General features: G+C 73.7%; 11 protein-coding genes and 1 pseudogene. 7 read left to right on the top strand and 5 right to left on the bottom strand.

Features of this window, described 5'->3' with window-relative positions:
• Positions 1-2: 2 nt before the first annotated feature.
• A pseudogene (locus tag JL106_RS22400) lies at positions 3-413 on the bottom strand (hypothetical protein); the annotation flags it as partial.
• Here JL106_RS22400 and JL106_RS04710 point away from each other — a divergent pair.
• The 3 genes from JL106_RS04710 to JL106_RS04720 are packed head-to-tail and all read left to right on the top strand — an operon-like array spanning position 412 to position 3,943.
• The gene (locus JL106_RS04710; protein WP_205259540.1) at positions 412-1,923 is read left to right on the top strand and encodes an MmgE/PrpD family protein; all 1,512 of its coding nucleotides are present in this window, start codon (positions 412-414) and stop codon (positions 1,921-1,923) included. The pseudogene JL106_RS22400 and the gene JL106_RS04710 sit on opposite strands and share 2 nt — an antisense overlap.
• Positions 1,923-2,825 (top strand): methylisocitrate lyase, encoded by a 903-nt coding sequence (prpB, locus tag JL106_RS04715; protein WP_205259541.1) that lies wholly within the window; start codon positions 1,923-1,925, stop codon positions 2,823-2,825. The genes JL106_RS04710 and prpB overlap by 1 nt, the downstream gene beginning before the upstream one ends.
• Positions 2,822-3,943, top strand: coding sequence for a bifunctional 2-methylcitrate synthase/citrate synthase (locus tag JL106_RS04720; RefSeq protein ID WP_205259542.1), 1,122 nt, complete (start codon positions 2,822-2,824; stop codon positions 3,941-3,943). The genes prpB and JL106_RS04720 overlap by 4 nt, the downstream gene beginning before the upstream one ends.
• A 22-nt stretch (positions 3,944-3,965) precedes the next feature.
• On the opposite strand, the gene JL106_RS20705 is transcribed toward JL106_RS04720, so the two are convergent.
• The gene (locus tag JL106_RS20705) at positions 3,966-4,874 is read right to left on the bottom strand and encodes a lysophospholipid acyltransferase family protein (RefSeq protein ID WP_205259543.1); all 909 of its coding nucleotides are present in this window, start codon (positions 4,872-4,874) and stop codon (positions 3,966-3,968) included.
• The gene (locus JL106_RS04730) at positions 4,871-5,701 is read right to left on the bottom strand and encodes a GNAT family N-acetyltransferase (RefSeq protein WP_205259544.1); all 831 of its coding nucleotides are present in this window, start codon (positions 5,699-5,701) and stop codon (positions 4,871-4,873) included. Before JL106_RS04730 ends, JL106_RS20705 begins: the two co-directional genes overlap by 4 nt.
• A gap of 473 nt (positions 5,702-6,174) precedes the next feature.
• Between JL106_RS04730 and dusB the strand changes: the two genes are divergently transcribed.
• The 4 genes from dusB (at position 6,175) to JL106_RS04750 (ending at position 10,800) form a co-directional block, all read left to right on the top strand.
• Positions 6,175-7,422: a tRNA dihydrouridine synthase DusB gene (gene dusB / locus JL106_RS04735; protein ID WP_205259545.1), complete on the top strand. Its 1,248-nt coding sequence runs from the start codon at positions 6,175-6,177 to the stop codon at positions 7,420-7,422.
• Positions 7,423-7,607: 185 nt separating this feature from the next.
• The gene (locus tag JL106_RS04740; RefSeq protein ID WP_205259546.1) at positions 7,608-9,287 is read left to right on the top strand and encodes an LCP family protein; all 1,680 of its coding nucleotides are present in this window, start codon (positions 7,608-7,610) and stop codon (positions 9,285-9,287) included.
• Positions 9,288-9,437: 150 nt separating this feature from the next.
• Positions 9,438-10,109 (top strand): phosphate signaling complex protein PhoU, encoded by a 672-nt coding sequence (gene phoU, locus JL106_RS04745; RefSeq protein ID WP_205259547.1) that lies wholly within the window; start codon positions 9,438-9,440, stop codon positions 10,107-10,109.
• Between the two features lie 46 nt (positions 10,110-10,155).
• A complete protein-coding gene (locus JL106_RS04750; protein ID WP_205259548.1) occupies positions 10,156-10,800 on the top strand; it encodes a 4'-phosphopantetheinyl transferase family protein in 645 nt (214 codons plus the stop codon).
• Between the two features lie 40 nt (positions 10,801-10,840).
• Here the strand turns inward: JL106_RS04750 and JL106_RS04755 are convergent, their stop codons facing one another.
• Both JL106_RS04755 and JL106_RS04760 read right to left on the bottom strand, forming a co-directional pair.
• A complete protein-coding gene (locus JL106_RS04755) occupies positions 10,841-15,118 on the bottom strand; it encodes a non-ribosomal peptide synthetase (protein WP_205259549.1) in 4,278 nt (1,425 codons plus the stop codon).
• Positions 15,115-16,050 carry an isochorismatase family protein gene (locus tag JL106_RS04760; protein WP_205259550.1) on the bottom strand — a complete coding sequence of 312 codons (936 nt, stop codon included), beginning with the start codon at positions 16,048-16,050 and terminating at the stop codon, positions 15,115-15,117. The genes JL106_RS04755 and JL106_RS04760 overlap by 4 nt, the downstream gene beginning before the upstream one ends.
• Positions 16,051-16,089: the final 39 nt, after the last annotated feature.

Below are 16,089 nucleotides of genomic sequence, written 5' to 3' on the forward strand. Positions count from 1 at the left end.
ACGGTGAGGGGCCGCGAGCCGTGCTCGATCTGGTTCAGGTAGCTCGGCGAGATGCCAAGCGCGGGCCAGTTCGGCCTGCGACAGGCCCCGCGTCTCGCGCAGGCCGCGCAGCCGGCTCCCGGAGACCGACGCTGGTGGCATGCGCGAAGAGTAGCCAATCCGCCTCTTCGCAACGTTCGCAGAACGACGCCGGAAGATGCGCAACGATTCGCACGATTGGGCATCTGGCCCGCTCCCGCCCGCCGGCGCACGCTGGGCGGCGTCACATCAGGGTCGAGTGGTGTGCGACGGCCCTGCGCCGGAGTCGTCCCCCCAGTTCGCCCGGTTCCCGCACTGTCTCGTCGCCGACGGGTTGCTCCGGGCGGGCGGTCGACGGCGCGGCCGTCTCGCCCACATCCGAAGGAGAACTGCATGACCGTCGACCACAAGGTCCGGGTCCACCGGAGCGACGAACCGCTCGAGCGGGCCGACCAACTGGCCTGGAAGATCGCCGCGGTGGCGTCGGACCAGGTCGCACCGCCCGCCGAGGTCGCCGACATGGTGGTCAACCGTCTCATCGACAACGCCGGCGTCGCCACCGCCTCGCTGAACCGGGGGCCCGTCACGGCCGCCCGCACGCAGGCGTTGCGACACCCCGGTCCCGGTGACCGTCCCGGCGCAGTGGTGTTCGGTACCCGCGAGCGGGTCTCGCCGGAGTGGGCGGCGTGGGCGAACGGCGTCGCCGTCCGGGAGCTCGACTTCCACGACACCTACCTGGCCGCCGACTACTCGCACCCCGGTGACAACATCCCGCCGTTGCTCGCCGTGGCCCAGCACACCGGCCGGGACGGGGCCGCGCTGACCCGGGCCATCGCCGTGGCGTACGAGATCCAGGTCGCCCTGGTCACCGGGATCTCGCTGCACAAGCACAAGATCGACCACGTCGCCCACCTCGGCCCGTCGGTGGCCGCCGGCATCGGGTCACTGCTGGAACTGCCCACCGAGGTGATCCACCAGGCGGTCCAGCAGGCGCTGCACACCACCACCGCCACCCGCCAGTCCCGCAAGGGCGAGATCTCCAGCTGGAAGGCCTTCGCGCCGGCGTTCGCCGGCAAGGTGGCCATCGAGGCGGTCGACCGGGCGATGCTCGGCGAAGGCGCCCCGTCCCCGATCTACGAGGGGGAGGACAGCGTCATCGCCTGGATGCTGGACGGTCCGGACGCGGCCTACACGGTGCCGCTGCCGGCGCCCGGCGAGGCGCCCCGCGGCATCCTGTCGACCTACACCAAGGAACACTCGGCCGAGTACCAGAGCCAGGCGCTCATCGATCTGGCCCGCCGGCTGGGGCCGCGGATCCGCGAGGCCGGTGGCCCGGGCCGGGTGCGCAGCATCGTCATCGCGACCAGCCACCACACGCACTACGTCATCGGCTCCGGCGCCGGCGACCCGCAGAAGTACGACCCGCAGGCCAGCCGCGAGACCCTCGATCACTCGGTCCCGTACATCTTCGCGGCGGCTCTGCTCGACGGCGGGTTCCACCACGAGCGGTCCTACCCGCCGCAGCGCGTCGCCGACCCCGAACTGGTCACGCTCTGGCGGTCGATCACCACGGTCGAGGATCCGGAGTGGACCCGGCGGTACCACTCCAGCGATCCGGCCGAGAAGGCGTTCGGCGGCGCGGTGACCGTCACCTTCGACGACGGCTCCGAGCTGCGGGACGAGATCGCCGTGGCCGACGCCCACCCGCTGGGCGCCCGCCCGTTCGGCCGGGACGAGTACGTCGGGAAGTTCCGCGGGTTGGCCGACGGGCTGGTGTCCGAGGCCGAGCAGCAGCGCTTCCTGGACGTGGCCCTCGCCCTGCCGACCCTGTCGGCCGAGCAGCTCGGCGAGCTGACCGTGGTGCCGTTGGACCTGAAGGCCGCGCCGGGACGGGGGCTGTTCTGATGCTGGGTGCCACTGCGACCCCCGCCGAGCGGCGGCGGGCCTTCCGGGAGGCGCTGGCCAGCGGCCGGCTGCTGCAGTTCCCCGGCGCGTTCAACGCCCTGTCGGCGATGCTCATCGCCGAGCAGGGGTTCGACGGCGTGTACATCTCCGGTGCCGTGCTGTCAGCGGAACTGGGGCTGCCCGATGTCGGGATGACCACGGCGACCGAGGTGTCCCAGCGGGCGGCCACCATCGCCCGGAACACCTCGCTGCCCACCATGGTCGACGCCGACACCGGGTGGGGCGGACCGGTCAACGTCGCCCGCACCGTGCAGACCTTCGAGGACGCGGGACTGTCCGGCCTGCATCTGGAGGACCAGGAGGACCCCAAGCGCTGCGGGCACCTGGAGGGCAAGTCGCTGGTCTCCACCGACGACATGCTGATCCGGATCCGGGCAGCCGTCCGCGGACGACGGGATCCGGACTTCGTCATCTGCGCCCGGACCGACGCGCGGGCCGTCGAGGGACTGGACGCCGCCATCGACCGGGCCAAGGCCTACGTGGACGCCGGCGCCGACATGATCTTCGTCGAGGCGTTGACCGGCAAGGCCGACTACGAGCGCTTCCGCGCGGCGGTCGACGTGCCGCTGCTGGCCAACATGACCGAGTTCGGCAAGACGCCCCTGTTCACCGCGACCGAACTGGCCGACCTCGGGGTCAACGTCGTCATCTACCCGGTGACCCTGCTGCGGCTGGCCATGGGCGCCGCCGAGGCCGGGCTCGCCGAGATCCGTTCCGCCGGCACCCAGCAGGGGGTCGTCGATCGCATGCAGACCCGGAAGCGGCTCTACGAGCTGCTCGGCTACGACGAGTACGCGACCTTCGACGCGCGGCTCGCCAATTTCCGCAAGGAGGAGTCATGACCGTGCTCGACGAGGAGCCCGAGGTCCACAAGGGGCTGGCCGGTGTGCTGGCCGACACCACCTCGATCTCCAAGGTGGACGCCGAGACGAACTCGCTGCTGTACCGCGGTTATCCGGTCCAGGACCTGTGCGCGCACCGCACCTTCCTGGATGTCGCCCACCTGCTCTGGTCGGGTGATCTCCCGACACCCTCGGAGCAGCAGGCACTCTCGGAGCGAGAGAAGGCACTGCGGCCGATCGACCGCAGCCTGCAGACGCTGCTCATGCAGATGCCGACGACGTGCCACCCGATGGACACGTTGCGCACCGCGGTGAGCTGGCTCGGCTCGGAGGACGTGCAGGAGGACGACCCGCAGGCCAACGCGAGCAAGTCGCTGCGGCTGCTGGCTGCCCTGCCCACCGTGGTCGCCATCGACCAGCGGCGCCGGCGGGGCCTGGATCCGATCGCGCCCGATCCCTCGCTGGACTACTCGGCCAACTTCTTCCACATGACCTTCGGCAGCGTGCCGGAGCCGGAAGTCGTGCGCGCGTTCGAGGTCTCGATGATCCTCTACGCCGAGCACAGCTTCAACGCCTCGACCTTCACCGCCCGGGTGGTCACCTCCACGCTGTCCGATCTGTACAGCGCGGTCGTCGCCGGGATCGGCGCCCTCAAGGGACCGTTGCATGGCGGAGCCAACGAGGCCGTGATGCACATGCTGTCCGAGATCGACGGTCCCGAGGAGGCGGAGGCCTGGCTGTCCGAGGCCCTCGCGGCCAAGAAGAAGATCATGGGCTTCGGCCATCGCGTCTACAAGCGTGGCGACTCGCGGGTGCCGACGCTGCAGGCCTCGCTGGAGGAGGTGGCGGCGCTGCGTGGCGCCGACGACCTGCTGGCCACCCACGCCGCGCTGGCCGCAGCCATGTTCCGGGAGAAGGGACTGCACCCGAACCTGGACTACCCGGCGGGTCCGCTCTACCACCTGATGGGCTTCGACATCCCGATGTTCACGCCGCTGTTCGTGATGTCGCGGATCACCGGATGGACCGCGCACATCAGCGAGCAGCTCGCGGCCAACTCGCTCATCCGCCCGCTGGCCGCGTACCAGGGGACCGGCTGGCGGCAGGTCACGGCCTGAGGATCGTCGCCACGCTCCCGCGTCAGGCGACGGCGTCCCCGCGCCAGGCACTGTCGCGCCGCACCACCGGCTGGCCGAGGTCGTGGGCGACCGCGCGTTCGGCCTGGGCGGCCAGCCGGCGCCGGTCGGTCGCGGCCCGGCCGCTGCCGGCGAGGGCCGGGATCGGGTCCAGCCAGTGCACCTGGACGGTGAGCGCGGACATCCGCACCACGGCCCGGATCGATTCGACGACGGTCATGTCGCCGACGAACGCCGGTGCGGTGGTGGGCGTTCCGGTGCCGTCTCGGTAGGCGAGGGTCACCGGGTGGACCAGCACCGCGGCGTCGATGGCGGCCTGGAACCCGGCCCGGCGGAACTCCCCGACCGCCTGCCCGCACCGGGTCGTGCCCTCCGGGAAGATCTGCACCCGGTGCCCGCGGCGCAGCGCCGCGGTCATCTGCGCGACCGACTCCGGCAGGTCGCGGTGCAGCCCGCGTCGCAGGAACAGCGTCCCGGTACGCCGGGCGAGACCGCCGATCACCGGCCAGGTCCCGACCCCGTCCTTGGCCACGGCCCGCTGCGGCGCCTGCGCCGACAGCACGATGAGGTCCAGCCACGACACGTGGTTGCCGACCACCAGTCCGCCGCCGGTGTGCGGCTCCCCGCGCACCTCGACCCGGACGCCGAGGACGCGCACCAGCCAGCGCGAGCACCGCCGCAGCGACCGGGTCGACCGGCTGGTGCGGCCGTACCGCGGCGTCCAGTGCACCACCTGGAGCACCCCGACGGTGACCAGCAGCACGGCGATGACCCCGGCGAACCGGGCGGCCGCGGCGAGCACCCCTCGTCGCCCGTCCCCGCGCGCCGTCGGCGTCGCACAGCCCGCCACGCACTCCGGCCGCACGCAGCGGTCCGGCACATCCGCTGCCGGCAGCACCGGGACGGCGGTCACGCCGGCGACCCGGTCCCGAACGGCCCGGCTCCCTCGGACACCGGGTCGGCGGCCGGACCGACGGCTGCCTCGACGGCGTCACCGAGGAACCGGCGCAGGTACCGCCGGTCGGTGATGGTCAGGTCGAGCAACACCAGGAAGTCCGCGGTGTTGAACTCCCGGTCCCACGCCGGCGGCCCGCACACCCACGCGCCGAGTCGCAGGTAGCCACGCAGCAGCGGCGGCACCACCGTCCTCTCCGGTCGCGGCACCCCGCCGATGGGCAGCCCGTGCCGCGGCCGGCACCGGCGCCACGGCGGCGCCAGGTGCGACTCGCGGACCAGGTCCCACAATCCGGCGGCCTGGGACGGTCCGTCGTCCAGCGGCATCGAGGCGCACCCGATCAGGTACCGGTGCCCGGTCAGGTGCAGGTACCGGGCGATGCCGCTCCACAGCAGCGCGATCGCCGCCCCGCCGCGATGGTCCGGGTGCACGCAGGCGCGCCCGGCCTCGACCGTGCGGTCCAGCAGCGACTCCAGCGGGGCCAGCCCGAACTCCTGGTGGGCGTACAGGCCAGTGGCGAGCGGAAACGCGTCGTTGCTGTGCGACGGCAGCAGGCGGTAGGTGGCCACCGCCTGCGGGGCGGCGGCCGTCCCCACACCGTCGGCTGGCCCCTGGCCCGGTTCCGGTTCGTCCCGCTCGAACCAGACGATCAGGTGGTCGCAGCGGTCATCGAATTCGTCGGTGTCCAGACCACCAGGCGAGCGGAGCCCGAACTCGGCGCCGAACACCTGGGCCCGCAGCCGCTGCACGGCCACCACGTCCGACCGGTCCGCAGCCAGGCTCAACCGGTACCGGCCACGCCGGGCGGGGGCGTCCTGCGCGAGCAGGGCCGCGGTGGTCGCGGTCGGCGCCGACGTCGGATGCGCACGGGCCGCTGTTCGGGGTTCGGGGAGAGCCGACCTGTTCCCGGTCCGGGAACCGTTGCGCGCAGAAGCAGTACTGAGCAGGGCGGAGGAGTCGCGAGCGCGAGGAACGAGCGATCGCGGGCTCCGACCATCAGCTCCGAAGAGGCTCACGGGCTCCATGGTGGGCGGGTCGTGGTCCACGACGGCGTCCCTGTGGTGAGCGTCGGCGGTCCATCAGATGAACGCCTGACCACGCCGGGTGACCGCGTCCACCACCGGTTCCGATGCGGGCGGCGGCACCGTTCCGTCACGGCACACACCGACGGCACGCGTCACAGACGTTGCGGCACGTGAGACGCGGCGGGACGGTGTGCGACCCGCACCACGCCCGGCCGGTCGACGGAGGCGGGACAATGGGTGTCGTGCCCGACTCCACCCTGCTCGCTCCCGCGCCCACCGAGGCCCTGACCGAGGGACCCACCGAGGCCCCCGCCGGGACGCCGACCGCGCCCGCCGCCGAGGGTGTTCCCGCGGCGCCCGGTGGCCTGCAGGTCGGGCCGTTCCAGGTGTGGCCGCCGGTGGTGCTCGCACCGATGGCGGGCATCACCAACGCGTCGTTCCGCAAGCTGTGCCGCGAATTCGGGGCCGGGCTGTACGTCTGCGAGATGATCACCACCCGGGCGCTGGTGGAACGCCGGCCGAAGACGCTGGAGATGATCCGGTTCGACCCGACCGAGCAGCCGCGCTCCGTGCAGCTGTACGGCGTGGACCCGACCATCGTGTCCAGCGCCGTGCGGATGGTCGTCGAGGAGGACCTGGCCGACCACATCGACCTGAACTTCGGCTGCCCGGTGCCCAAGGTGACCCGCCGCGGCGGCGGGTCGGCGCTGCCGTTCAAGCGCAAGCTGTTCGAGGCCATCGTCCGCGAGGCCGTCGCCGTGGCCGCCCCCTCCGGCGTGCCGGTCACCGTCAAGATGCGCGTCGGCATCGACCCGGAGCACATCACCTACCTGGACGCCGGCCGCATCGCCCAGGACTGCGGGGTGGCCGCGGTGGCCCTGCACGGCCGGACCGCCATCCAGCACTACTCGGGCCGGGCCGACTGGTCGACCATCGCCCGACTCAAGGAGGTCGTCACCGAGGTCCCGGTGCTGGGCAACGGCGACATCTTCTCGGCCGAGGACGCGCTGGCCATGATGCGGCAGACCGGCTGCGACGGCGTCGTCGTCGGTCGCGGCTGCCAGGGCCGGCCGTGGTTGTTCGCCGAGCTGGCCGCGGCGTTCGACGGGCGTCCCCGCCCCACCCCGCCGGGCCTGCGGGCGGTGACCGCGACCCTGCGCCGGCACGCCGAACTGCTGGCCGACGAGATGGGCGAGGACCGCGGGCTGCGCGACCTGCGCAAGCACATGGCCTGGTACCTCAAGGGCTTCACCGCCGCCGGCGAGGTGCGGCGCGCGTTGGCCATGGTGTCGTCGCTGGAGCAGCTCGACGAGCAGCTGGCCCTGCTCGACCTCGACCAGCCGTTCCCGGACGCCGCTGAGGGACCCCGGGGCCGGCAGGGCTCGCCGCAACACAGGGTGATGCTGCCGCACGGCTGGTTGGACGATCCGGACAGCGAGGTCGTGCCGGAGGACGCTGAGCTGGAGGTCAGCGGCGGCTGATCGACCGTCCGGACGCCGGCCGGTCTTACTCACAGTCACCATTGCCCGGTCGCTGAGTACGATGGGTCCACATCCCGGAGCCGGCCACCCGTCCGGCCGCCTCGGGTGGTGCGCCGGTGCACCGACATCGGGTCACCGGACCCGATCGCGAGCGGCCGCCCGAGGTGGAGTGGCGAGGAGGACCAGTGGACGCAGGGACGGAGGGCCCGGCCGAGCGCGCAGCCGGCGACCCCCCGCGACACGGTCCCACCCGGCACCGGGCCCGCACCGGCTGGCTGAACGCCGGCCGGGTGGCCGTCGCCGTGGTCTCGGTGGCAGCCCTGGCGGTCACCGGTCTGGAGTGGACCATCAAGGCCCGGGCCGATCAGGGCCTGGTGGAGCGGCAGGTCGACGCCATCGTCGCCCCCGACCGCACCGGCGCCGGCGGGTCCGCGCTGCCGACCACCGTCGTCCCGGCCGGCGAGTACACGCCGGAGAACATCCTGCTGCTCGGGTCGGACACCCGCGCCGGCACCAACGGCGACGAGGGCAACACCGACGCCTCGACCGAGGACGGTGTGGCCAACTCGGACACCCTCATGCTCGCGCACATCAGCAGCGACCGACACGTCACCGTGCTGTCCATCCCGCGCGACACCATGATCGACGCGCCGCAGTGCCTGAAGTGGAACTCCAGCACCGGGGAGCTGAGCGACACCCAGCAGAACATCTCCCGCGGCGAACGCTGGCACATCAACTCCGCGTACGCCGTCGGCGGCCCGCAGTGCACCGTGCGAGCCGTGCAGAACCTGACCGGGCTGCAGATCGACCGGGTCATCGGCATCGACTTCTCCGGATTCAAGAACATGGTCGACGCGCTGGGTGGCATCACGGTCGACGTCTGCGGACCGATCATCGACGCGGAGCTGGGCGCGGTGGTGGCCGAGGGCGGTGTGCAGGTGGTCCGCGGCGACCAGGCGCTCAGCCTGGTCCGGGCTCGCAAGGTGCAGGGCGACACCGACTCCGACCTGTCGCGGATCCGCCGGCAGCAGGTGGTGCTCTCGGCGATCCTGCAGCAGGTGACCAGCGCCGGCACCCTGCTCAGCCCGGCCAAGCTGGACGGCTTCCTGCAGGCGTTCGTGACCAACACCTACACCGACAACGTCAGCATCGACAGCCTGGTCGCCCTGGCCGAGTCGTTCGGTGACCTCGACCCGGCCAAGATCACCTTCTTCACGCTGCCGACCATCAGCGATCCGGACGACCCGGACGAGCTGATCGTCGACGAGACCAAGGCGCCGGCGGTGTTCGAGGCACTGCGCAACGACCAGCGGCTACCCGGCGAGCCGGGCGTCTCCGACAGCACGGCGACGTCGCCCGCTTCCCCGAGCACCAGCGCACCGGCGCCGAGCAGCGCACCGCCCGCCGTGACCGTCCCGCCCACCGTGGTGGTCGACCCGGCGGCGGTCAGCCTGGCCGTGGTCAACTCCACCGGCCGCACCGGGATGGCGTCCTCGGCGGCGGCCGAGCTGGAGGCGTACGGCTTCGTCGTCGACGAGAACGACGTGCGGACCGGCGACCGCACGGTGGACGGCACCGTGGTGGAGTACGGCCCGGGACGGCTGGACGACGCGGTGACCGTGGCCGCGGCCGTGCCGGGCGCCGCGGTGGCCGAGGTGGCCGACCTGACCGGGCAGGTCCGGTTGGTGCTGGGCACCGACCACGACGGCGTCCTGCAGGAGGTGACGGTCGGCGAGGCCACCCCCGACTGGGTGATCGTCGGCGCGCCGGTGACCGCCACCGAGCCGACGGCGGCCACTCCCACCACCACGCTCACCGAGGGCGACCTGGCCGCCGTGAACGCAGGTCAGGCCCTGTGCGCCTGAGACTGACCGTGGCGCTCGTCACGGTTTGCCGGACGCTCGGACGGGCACCCTGCCGGCCGGGCCGGACGGCCTGATCACCAGCGCAGGACGTTCACGGCTCGTTCATCCGAGTGGTCCACCTGTCGTCGAGCGGGTGCCTACACTCGGCTGATGCGTCAGGCGTACCACATCAGTCTCTCCAACCTGAGCGAGCTCGGTGCTCGCATGTGCGGAGTGGCCAGCGCCTGCCTGCGGGACGCCACCGTCGCCGTCCTCGAAGCCGATCTCTCGCTCGCCGAGCAGGTCATGGCCCGGGACGTCGAGCTGGACGAACTGCGGGCCCAGGCGGAAGCCCAGGCCTTCGACCTGCTCGCGTTGCAGGCGCCGGTCGCGTCCGATCTGCGGACCGTGGTGTCCGCGCTGTGGATCGTGGCCGACCTGCAGCGCATGGGGGCGCTGGCCATGCACATCGCCAAGGCGGCCCGCCGTCGTCATCCGCAGCACGTGGTGCCGGTGACCGTCCGGACCATGGTCGAGCGGATGGGGTCCGTGGGCGTGCACCTGGCTGACCAGGCCGGCACCGTGCTCATGTCGCGCGACGTCCAGCTGGCCCGCTCCATGGAGGCCGAGGACGACCTCATGGACGGCCTGCAGCAGGACATGTACCAGGCCATGCTCGACCCGAGCTGGTCGGCCGGGGTCGCCCCGGCCGTCGACCTGGCCCTGCTGGCCCGGTTCTACGAGCGGTTCGGCGACCACGCCGTCGCCGTGGCCCGCCGGGTGGTCTTCCTGGTCACCGGCGAGAACATCGGTGGCGACACCACTCCCAGCATCCCGGTCTGAGCCGTCCGGCCCCCTCGCCGGCGCGACCCGGATGGTCGCGGTCTCGGTGGCGGGGGTCCAGGTGCTGGTCGGCTGGGCCGCGCCCGACCCGGCCGACCTCGACCGCCTGCCCGCCGGCGACCCGGTGCTGCCCCGACTGCGCCGCCTCGCCCGCCCGGCCGATGCCGCGCGGTCCGCCACGGTGCGCCGGGTGGCCGCCGAGGTACTGGCCGTCGCGACCGGGAGCGGTGTGGTCGGGAGCGGTGTGATCGGCCAGCGCTGCGTGCGCTGCGGTGCCGACGACCACGGCCGGCCGGTCGTCGTGGGCCCGGTGGGCTGGTCCGTCTCCTTGGCCCACGCCGATGCCTGGTGCCTCGCCGCCGTCGCCCCACGCCCGGTCGGGGTCGACGTCGAGAGCGTCGCCGTCCTGGCTGGTCTGGACCGCTCGGGAGCCCTGCTGTCCATGGCGACCCGGTTCACCGACGCCGACGACCGGGCCCGCTGGGCCGGTGCCCCGACCGAAGAACGGGTGGCCGGGATCGGCGCCGCCTGGGTCGCGTTCGAGGCCCGGGCCAAGCTGGACGGGCGGGGCCTGCACCGCCGCCCCGACGAGCACCCGCCGGCTGCCCCGACGCTGGCCCTCGACGTCGGCGCGGGCGCGTACGCCGCGGTGGCGGTGCTCCCGGACGGGGCCGTTCCCTCGACGTGGTGAGGGCCGGCAGTATCTCGCGCCGCAACCCGGCGTGCCGCGCTCAGTCGACGGCGTGCGCTGCCAGCGCCGCGCGCAGCCAGCCGCCGATGACGGCCAGCGCCGGCGGGCTGATCAGGTCCTGGTGCGCCCCGGGCAGCTCGTGCCCCCGGATGGTGCCGGTGAGGTGCGGCCGCCAACCGTCGGCGTCCAGCCGGCGTTCGGACCGGGTCCCGGCCGCGGTGACGAAGAACAGGTCACCGTCGAACACGCCGTGCTCCGACCGTCGGACCAGCCGGGTGTTGGTGAGCACCACCGCCAGCACCGCGTCGAGCACCTCCTCGGGCAGCACGGCCAGGGCACTGCCGCTCTCGGTCAGGGCCCGGCGGGTCAGCTCCCGGGTCGGCGGGGTGCCGTCCAGCCGCGACTCGGCCCCGGCGATCCGCAGCACAGCCCGCAGCGCCTCCGCCTCGGTCGGGTCGGGCTGCGACCGCCACTGCACGCTGGGGTACGCATCGAGCATGCCGAGCAGCTCGACGGTCTCGCCGGCCGTCTGCAGTTGCACGGCCACCTCGTGGGCCAGCATGCCGCCGACCGACCAGCCCAGCAGCCGGTACGGCCCGGACGGTTGGACGGTCCGCATGCGGGCCAGGGACGTCGCCGCGACATCGGCCAGGGTCAGCGGACCCTGATGACCCACCTCGGGTGCTGGCACTGATGGTCGGAGCCCGCCCTCCCTCGTCCCTCGCTCGGTCGACTCCTCGGACCCTGATGGTCGGAGCCCGCCCTCCCTCGTCCCTCGCTCGGTCGACTCCTCGGACCCTGATGGTCGGAGCCCGCCCTCCGTCGTCCCTCGCTCGGTCGACTCCTCGGACCCTGATGGTCGGAGCCCGCCCTCGCTCGTCCCTCGCTCGGTCGGCTCCTCCGTGAGCAGACCGGGGGCCTGCACACCGATCACCGGTACGCCCGACGGCAGGTGTGGCAGCAGGCCGGCGTAGCACCAGGCCAGGCCGCCGGCCGGGGCGAAGCAGAACAGCGGCGGCTGGTCGCCGGTCGGCCGCAGCGGCAGCAGCACGTCGAGATCGCGCGCCAGTCCGCCCGCCTCGGACGGGTCCCCGGTCAGCTGGGCGGCCAACCCGGCGGCCGTCGGGTCGTCGAACAGCGTCCCCAGCGGTGGCCGGACACCGAAGACCTCCTCGAGACGACCCAGCAGCCGCAGCGCCGACAACGAGGTGCCGCCGAGGGTGAAGAAGTCGTCCTCCGGGGACACCCGATCGGCCGGGAGCGCCACACCGACCTCGGCGAGCACCTCGGCCACGACAGCGCAGACCTGCTGCAGCACCGGCCCGCTCGGCGCCGTCGCACCGGCGGCCGAAGCGGCAGCCACCGGCGGGGCCGGCAGCGCCCGCCGGTCCAGCTTGCCGCTCGACGACACCGGCAACGCGGCCACCCGGCCGAGGTGGTCGGGCACCATCCAGTCCGGCAACAGTCGACGGGCCCGGTCCCGCGCCGCCGTCAGCACGCCCTCGGCGGACGCCCCGTCGGCCACCGTCAGCCACCCGGCCAGCCGCTGCCCGTCGACCACGGTCACCGCCGCGCCGGTCACCCCCGGGATGTCGGCCAGCACCGCCTCGATCTCGCCCAACTCGATGCGGCGACCGCGGATCTTCACCTGACCGTCCCGCCGTCCGAGGTACTCCAGTGACCCGTCCGGCCACCAGCGGGCGAGATCGCCGGTGTCGTACCACCGGTCGACGCCCGGACCGCCGGCCACCACGGCGTCGACGTCGACCAGATCGGTGCGGAAGCGCTCCGCGGTCAGCTCGGGCCGGCCGACGTAGCCGCGGGCGAGCTGCACCCCACCGAGCCACAAGGTGCCCGCCACCCCCACCGGCACCGGTCGCTGCCGGTCGTCCAGCACCACGCAGCGGGTGTTCCAGATCGGTCGCCCGATGGGCACCCGGAGGTCCTGGTCGGCCGGGTCCAGATCGTGCACGGTGACGTCCACGGCCGCCTCGGTCGGGCCGTACAGGTTGGTCACCCGGACCCCGAGCCGCTCGGCGGCCCGCCGGGCCAGCTCGCCCGGCAGCGCCTCGCCCGAGCACACCACCGATCGCAGCGCGCCGCCGGCCGCCACCCGCGCCACGGCGGCCGGGTCGGCCAGGAACGCGGCCAGCATCGACGGCACGAAGTGAACGATCGAGACCCGCTGCTGCGTCAGGAGTTCCGCCAGTTCCCGCGGATCCCGGTGGGCCTGCGGCGGGGCGACCACCAGGGTGGCACCGACCTGCAACGGCCAGAAGAACTCCCAGACCGAGACGTCGAACGACGCCGGAGTCTTCAGCACCGCCCGCTCCCCCGGCTGCAGGCCGAAGTGGTGCTGCATCCAGACCAGCCGGTTGTCGATGGCCGCGTGGGTGATCACCGCGGCCTTGGGGCGTCCGGTGGAGCCCGAGGTGAAGAGCAGGTAGGCGGCGTCCTCCGGACCAGCGCCGACCGCACCCGGATCGGTTGCCGTCGGCACGGTGTCAGCGAGGTCGAGGTCCAGGTCGACGGGCAGCACCACCGGCGCCGGGTCGAGCCCCGCGGCCGCGACCGCCTCGACCATCAGCTCCCGCGTCGTGGCGTCGACCAGCAGCACCGCGGGGCGGGCGTCCTGCACCATCCCGGTCAGCCGGGCCACCGGCAGGTCCACGTCCAGCGGCAGGTGCGCCCCGCCGGCCCGGTGCACCGCGTGCAGCGCGATGACCAGCTCGGCGGACCGGGGCAGCGCCACGCCGACCACCGACTCGCGGCCGACGCCGCACGCCCACAACCGCGTGGCCAGATCGCCGACGTCGCCGTCCATCTCGGCGTACGTCCACCGCCGGTCCGCGTCCACCAGGGCCGCGGCCCCTGGGCTGCGCCGCACCTGCTCGGCGAACGCCCGGTCCAGCGTGCGGGGGACACGCGGTCGATCGGTGGCGGTGAAGCCGCCGAGCCGGTGCCGTTCCTCGTCCGGCAGCAGGGGCAGGTCGTCCAGGGGCACCGGCGCCTCGGCGAGCAGCGCGGCGGTGAACGCGTCCAGCCAGGCGAGCAGTCGCCGGCCGTGCGCGGACACGTCCTCGGCGCGCAGCACGCCGGCGGCACCGTCGAGTTCCAGCCGCACCGGTCCCCGCCCGACGGTGCCGCGGAAACACACGGTGACCGGATCGACCGGCCCGGCGCTGACGTTGCTCACCACCCCGGTGAGCCCGCCCAGGCGGAGCCCGCGCTCGAACGGCACCAGGTTCACCTGGGCGCCGAACAGCGGGCTCGTGCCGCCCCGGGCGGCGTCCCGGGCGAGGTCCTCGGCGCGGTACCGGCCGTGCCGCCGCAGCACGGGCAGCCGGTCGCGGACCTGCGCGACCAGGTCGACCACCCCGATGCCGGGCGCGGCGGTGACCTCCAGCGGCACCAGGTTCATGGCCGTGCACACCACGGCGGCGTTCGCCCCGGCCCGGTTGAGCAGCGGCAGCGCCATCCGGTACCGGGAGGCGCCGGTCGTCCGCAACAGCCAGCCGCCGGTGGCGGCCAGCAGCACGTCGGTCCACCCGCACCCGGTCGCGGTGGCGGCGGCCTGCACGGCCGCGAGGGTGGTCTCCGGCAGTTCCGCGCTCCAGCGGTGGGCCGGCGCGGTGGTCCTGTCGGCGGCACCGGTGCCCAGCGCGACACCCGTACCGTCGGCGCCGGGATCGCCCGCGGGCCGCAACCCGGACCCCCAGAAGTCCTGGTCCTGGGCCCGTTCCAGCCCGGTCTGGTACTCCTGGTCCGCCCCGACCACCGCAGCCCAGTCGTCCCACCCGGGCCGGAGGGCGGGCACCGGCGCGTCCGCGGCCAGCGCGCCGGCCACCTGCATCACCCGGCGGGCCAGCAGCGCGAACCCGAACCCGTCCAGAGCCAGGTGGTGGGTGAGCTGGAACCACCAGTCCCGGTCGTCGGTGACCCGCAGCACGGCCGCCCGCAGCAGCGGCTCGGTGTGAAGGTCGAGGCGCCGGGCCGTGGTCGCCCGCATCCACGCCCAGGCGGCCGCCTCGGGATCGGGCTCGGACCGCAGGTCGACCTCGGCCACCGCGAGTCGCGGCGGCACGCCCACACACTGTTCCGGTCCGCTCGGTCCCTCCCGGAAGCGCAGCCGCAGCGCCGGGGTCTGTTCGACCACCAGCCGCAGCGCCCGCTCCAGTACCCCGGTCGGCAGCCGCCCGTCGAACGCCACCACCTCGGCGGTGTTGTACGCGGCGGTGGTCGGGTCGAGCTGATGGCCCAGCCAGACGGCGCGCTGCGCCGCGGTGAGCGGCCACCAGCGCACGTCGACCGCGGTCACGCCCGGGCGCCGGCCCCGGCCGGACCGGCGGCGGTGCTGGTGCTCGCGCCGGCCTGCTCGGTCGCTGCGACCAGCTCGGCCAGGTCGGCCACTGTGGGCGCGGTGATGAGGTCCACCATGTCGATCCGGACGCCGAGCTCGTCGATCCGGTCGAGCAGTCCCATGGCCCGCACCGAGTCCAGGCCCAGCTCGAACAGATCGACGTCGGTGTCCACCGGCGTGCCCGGCCGGCCCAGCAGCTCGGCCACCAGGCCGCTCACCGTCCCGATCCAGTCGACACCGGTCGCTGCATGGGCAGTGTCGGCGGCGAGCAGGTCGGCGGTCCTGACCACCACTCCGCACCGCCGGGCCACCCAGTCCAGGGCCAGGCGGTGGTCGTCCCGGTCGAAGTCGGCGACGGCATCGGCGACCAGGAAGGGCTGCACGTCGGCCATGAACGCGGCCAGCGCGGTGGCCAGACAGCCGATCGACGCGTACACCCCGGTGATGATCAGCTGATCGCGGCCGTGCGCGGCGATCCGCTCCAGCAGATCGGTGCGTTCGGTGGCCGAGTAGCGGTGCTTGGTCATCACCACGGTGCCGTCCGGCAGCGCCTCGGCGAGCGCACCGTGCAGGGCCACCAGCTCCGGTTCGTCCGGCAGCCCGGGACCCCAGAAGTCGGTGAGCAGGCCCCGGCTGTCGGCGGTCTGCGCACCGGGCTGGGCCGAGGCCAGCACCGGAACGCCGTGCCGGTGGGCCCAGTCCAGCAACGTGCGGACGTTGCCGAGCACCGTGCGGATGGGGTCGGTGGCCGGGTCGAACGAGGCCAGGAAGTACTCCTGCAGATCGTGCAGCAGCAGCACCGCGCGGGCCGGGTCCACCTGCCAGCCGACCGCGGGCGCGACGTCGGTGGTCGGCAGCTGGTACGAGACCGAGGACGGCAGCGTCGGCATCGAGCACTCCTGGGCGCGAGGGGCGGATGTGGGGCTGAT

Origin of the sequence: Nakamurella leprariae, assembly GCF_016918035.1 — a bacterium.
In the GTDB taxonomy this organism is placed as follows: Bacteria; Actinomycetota; Actinomycetes; order Mycobacteriales; family Nakamurellaceae; genus Nakamurella; species Nakamurella leprariae.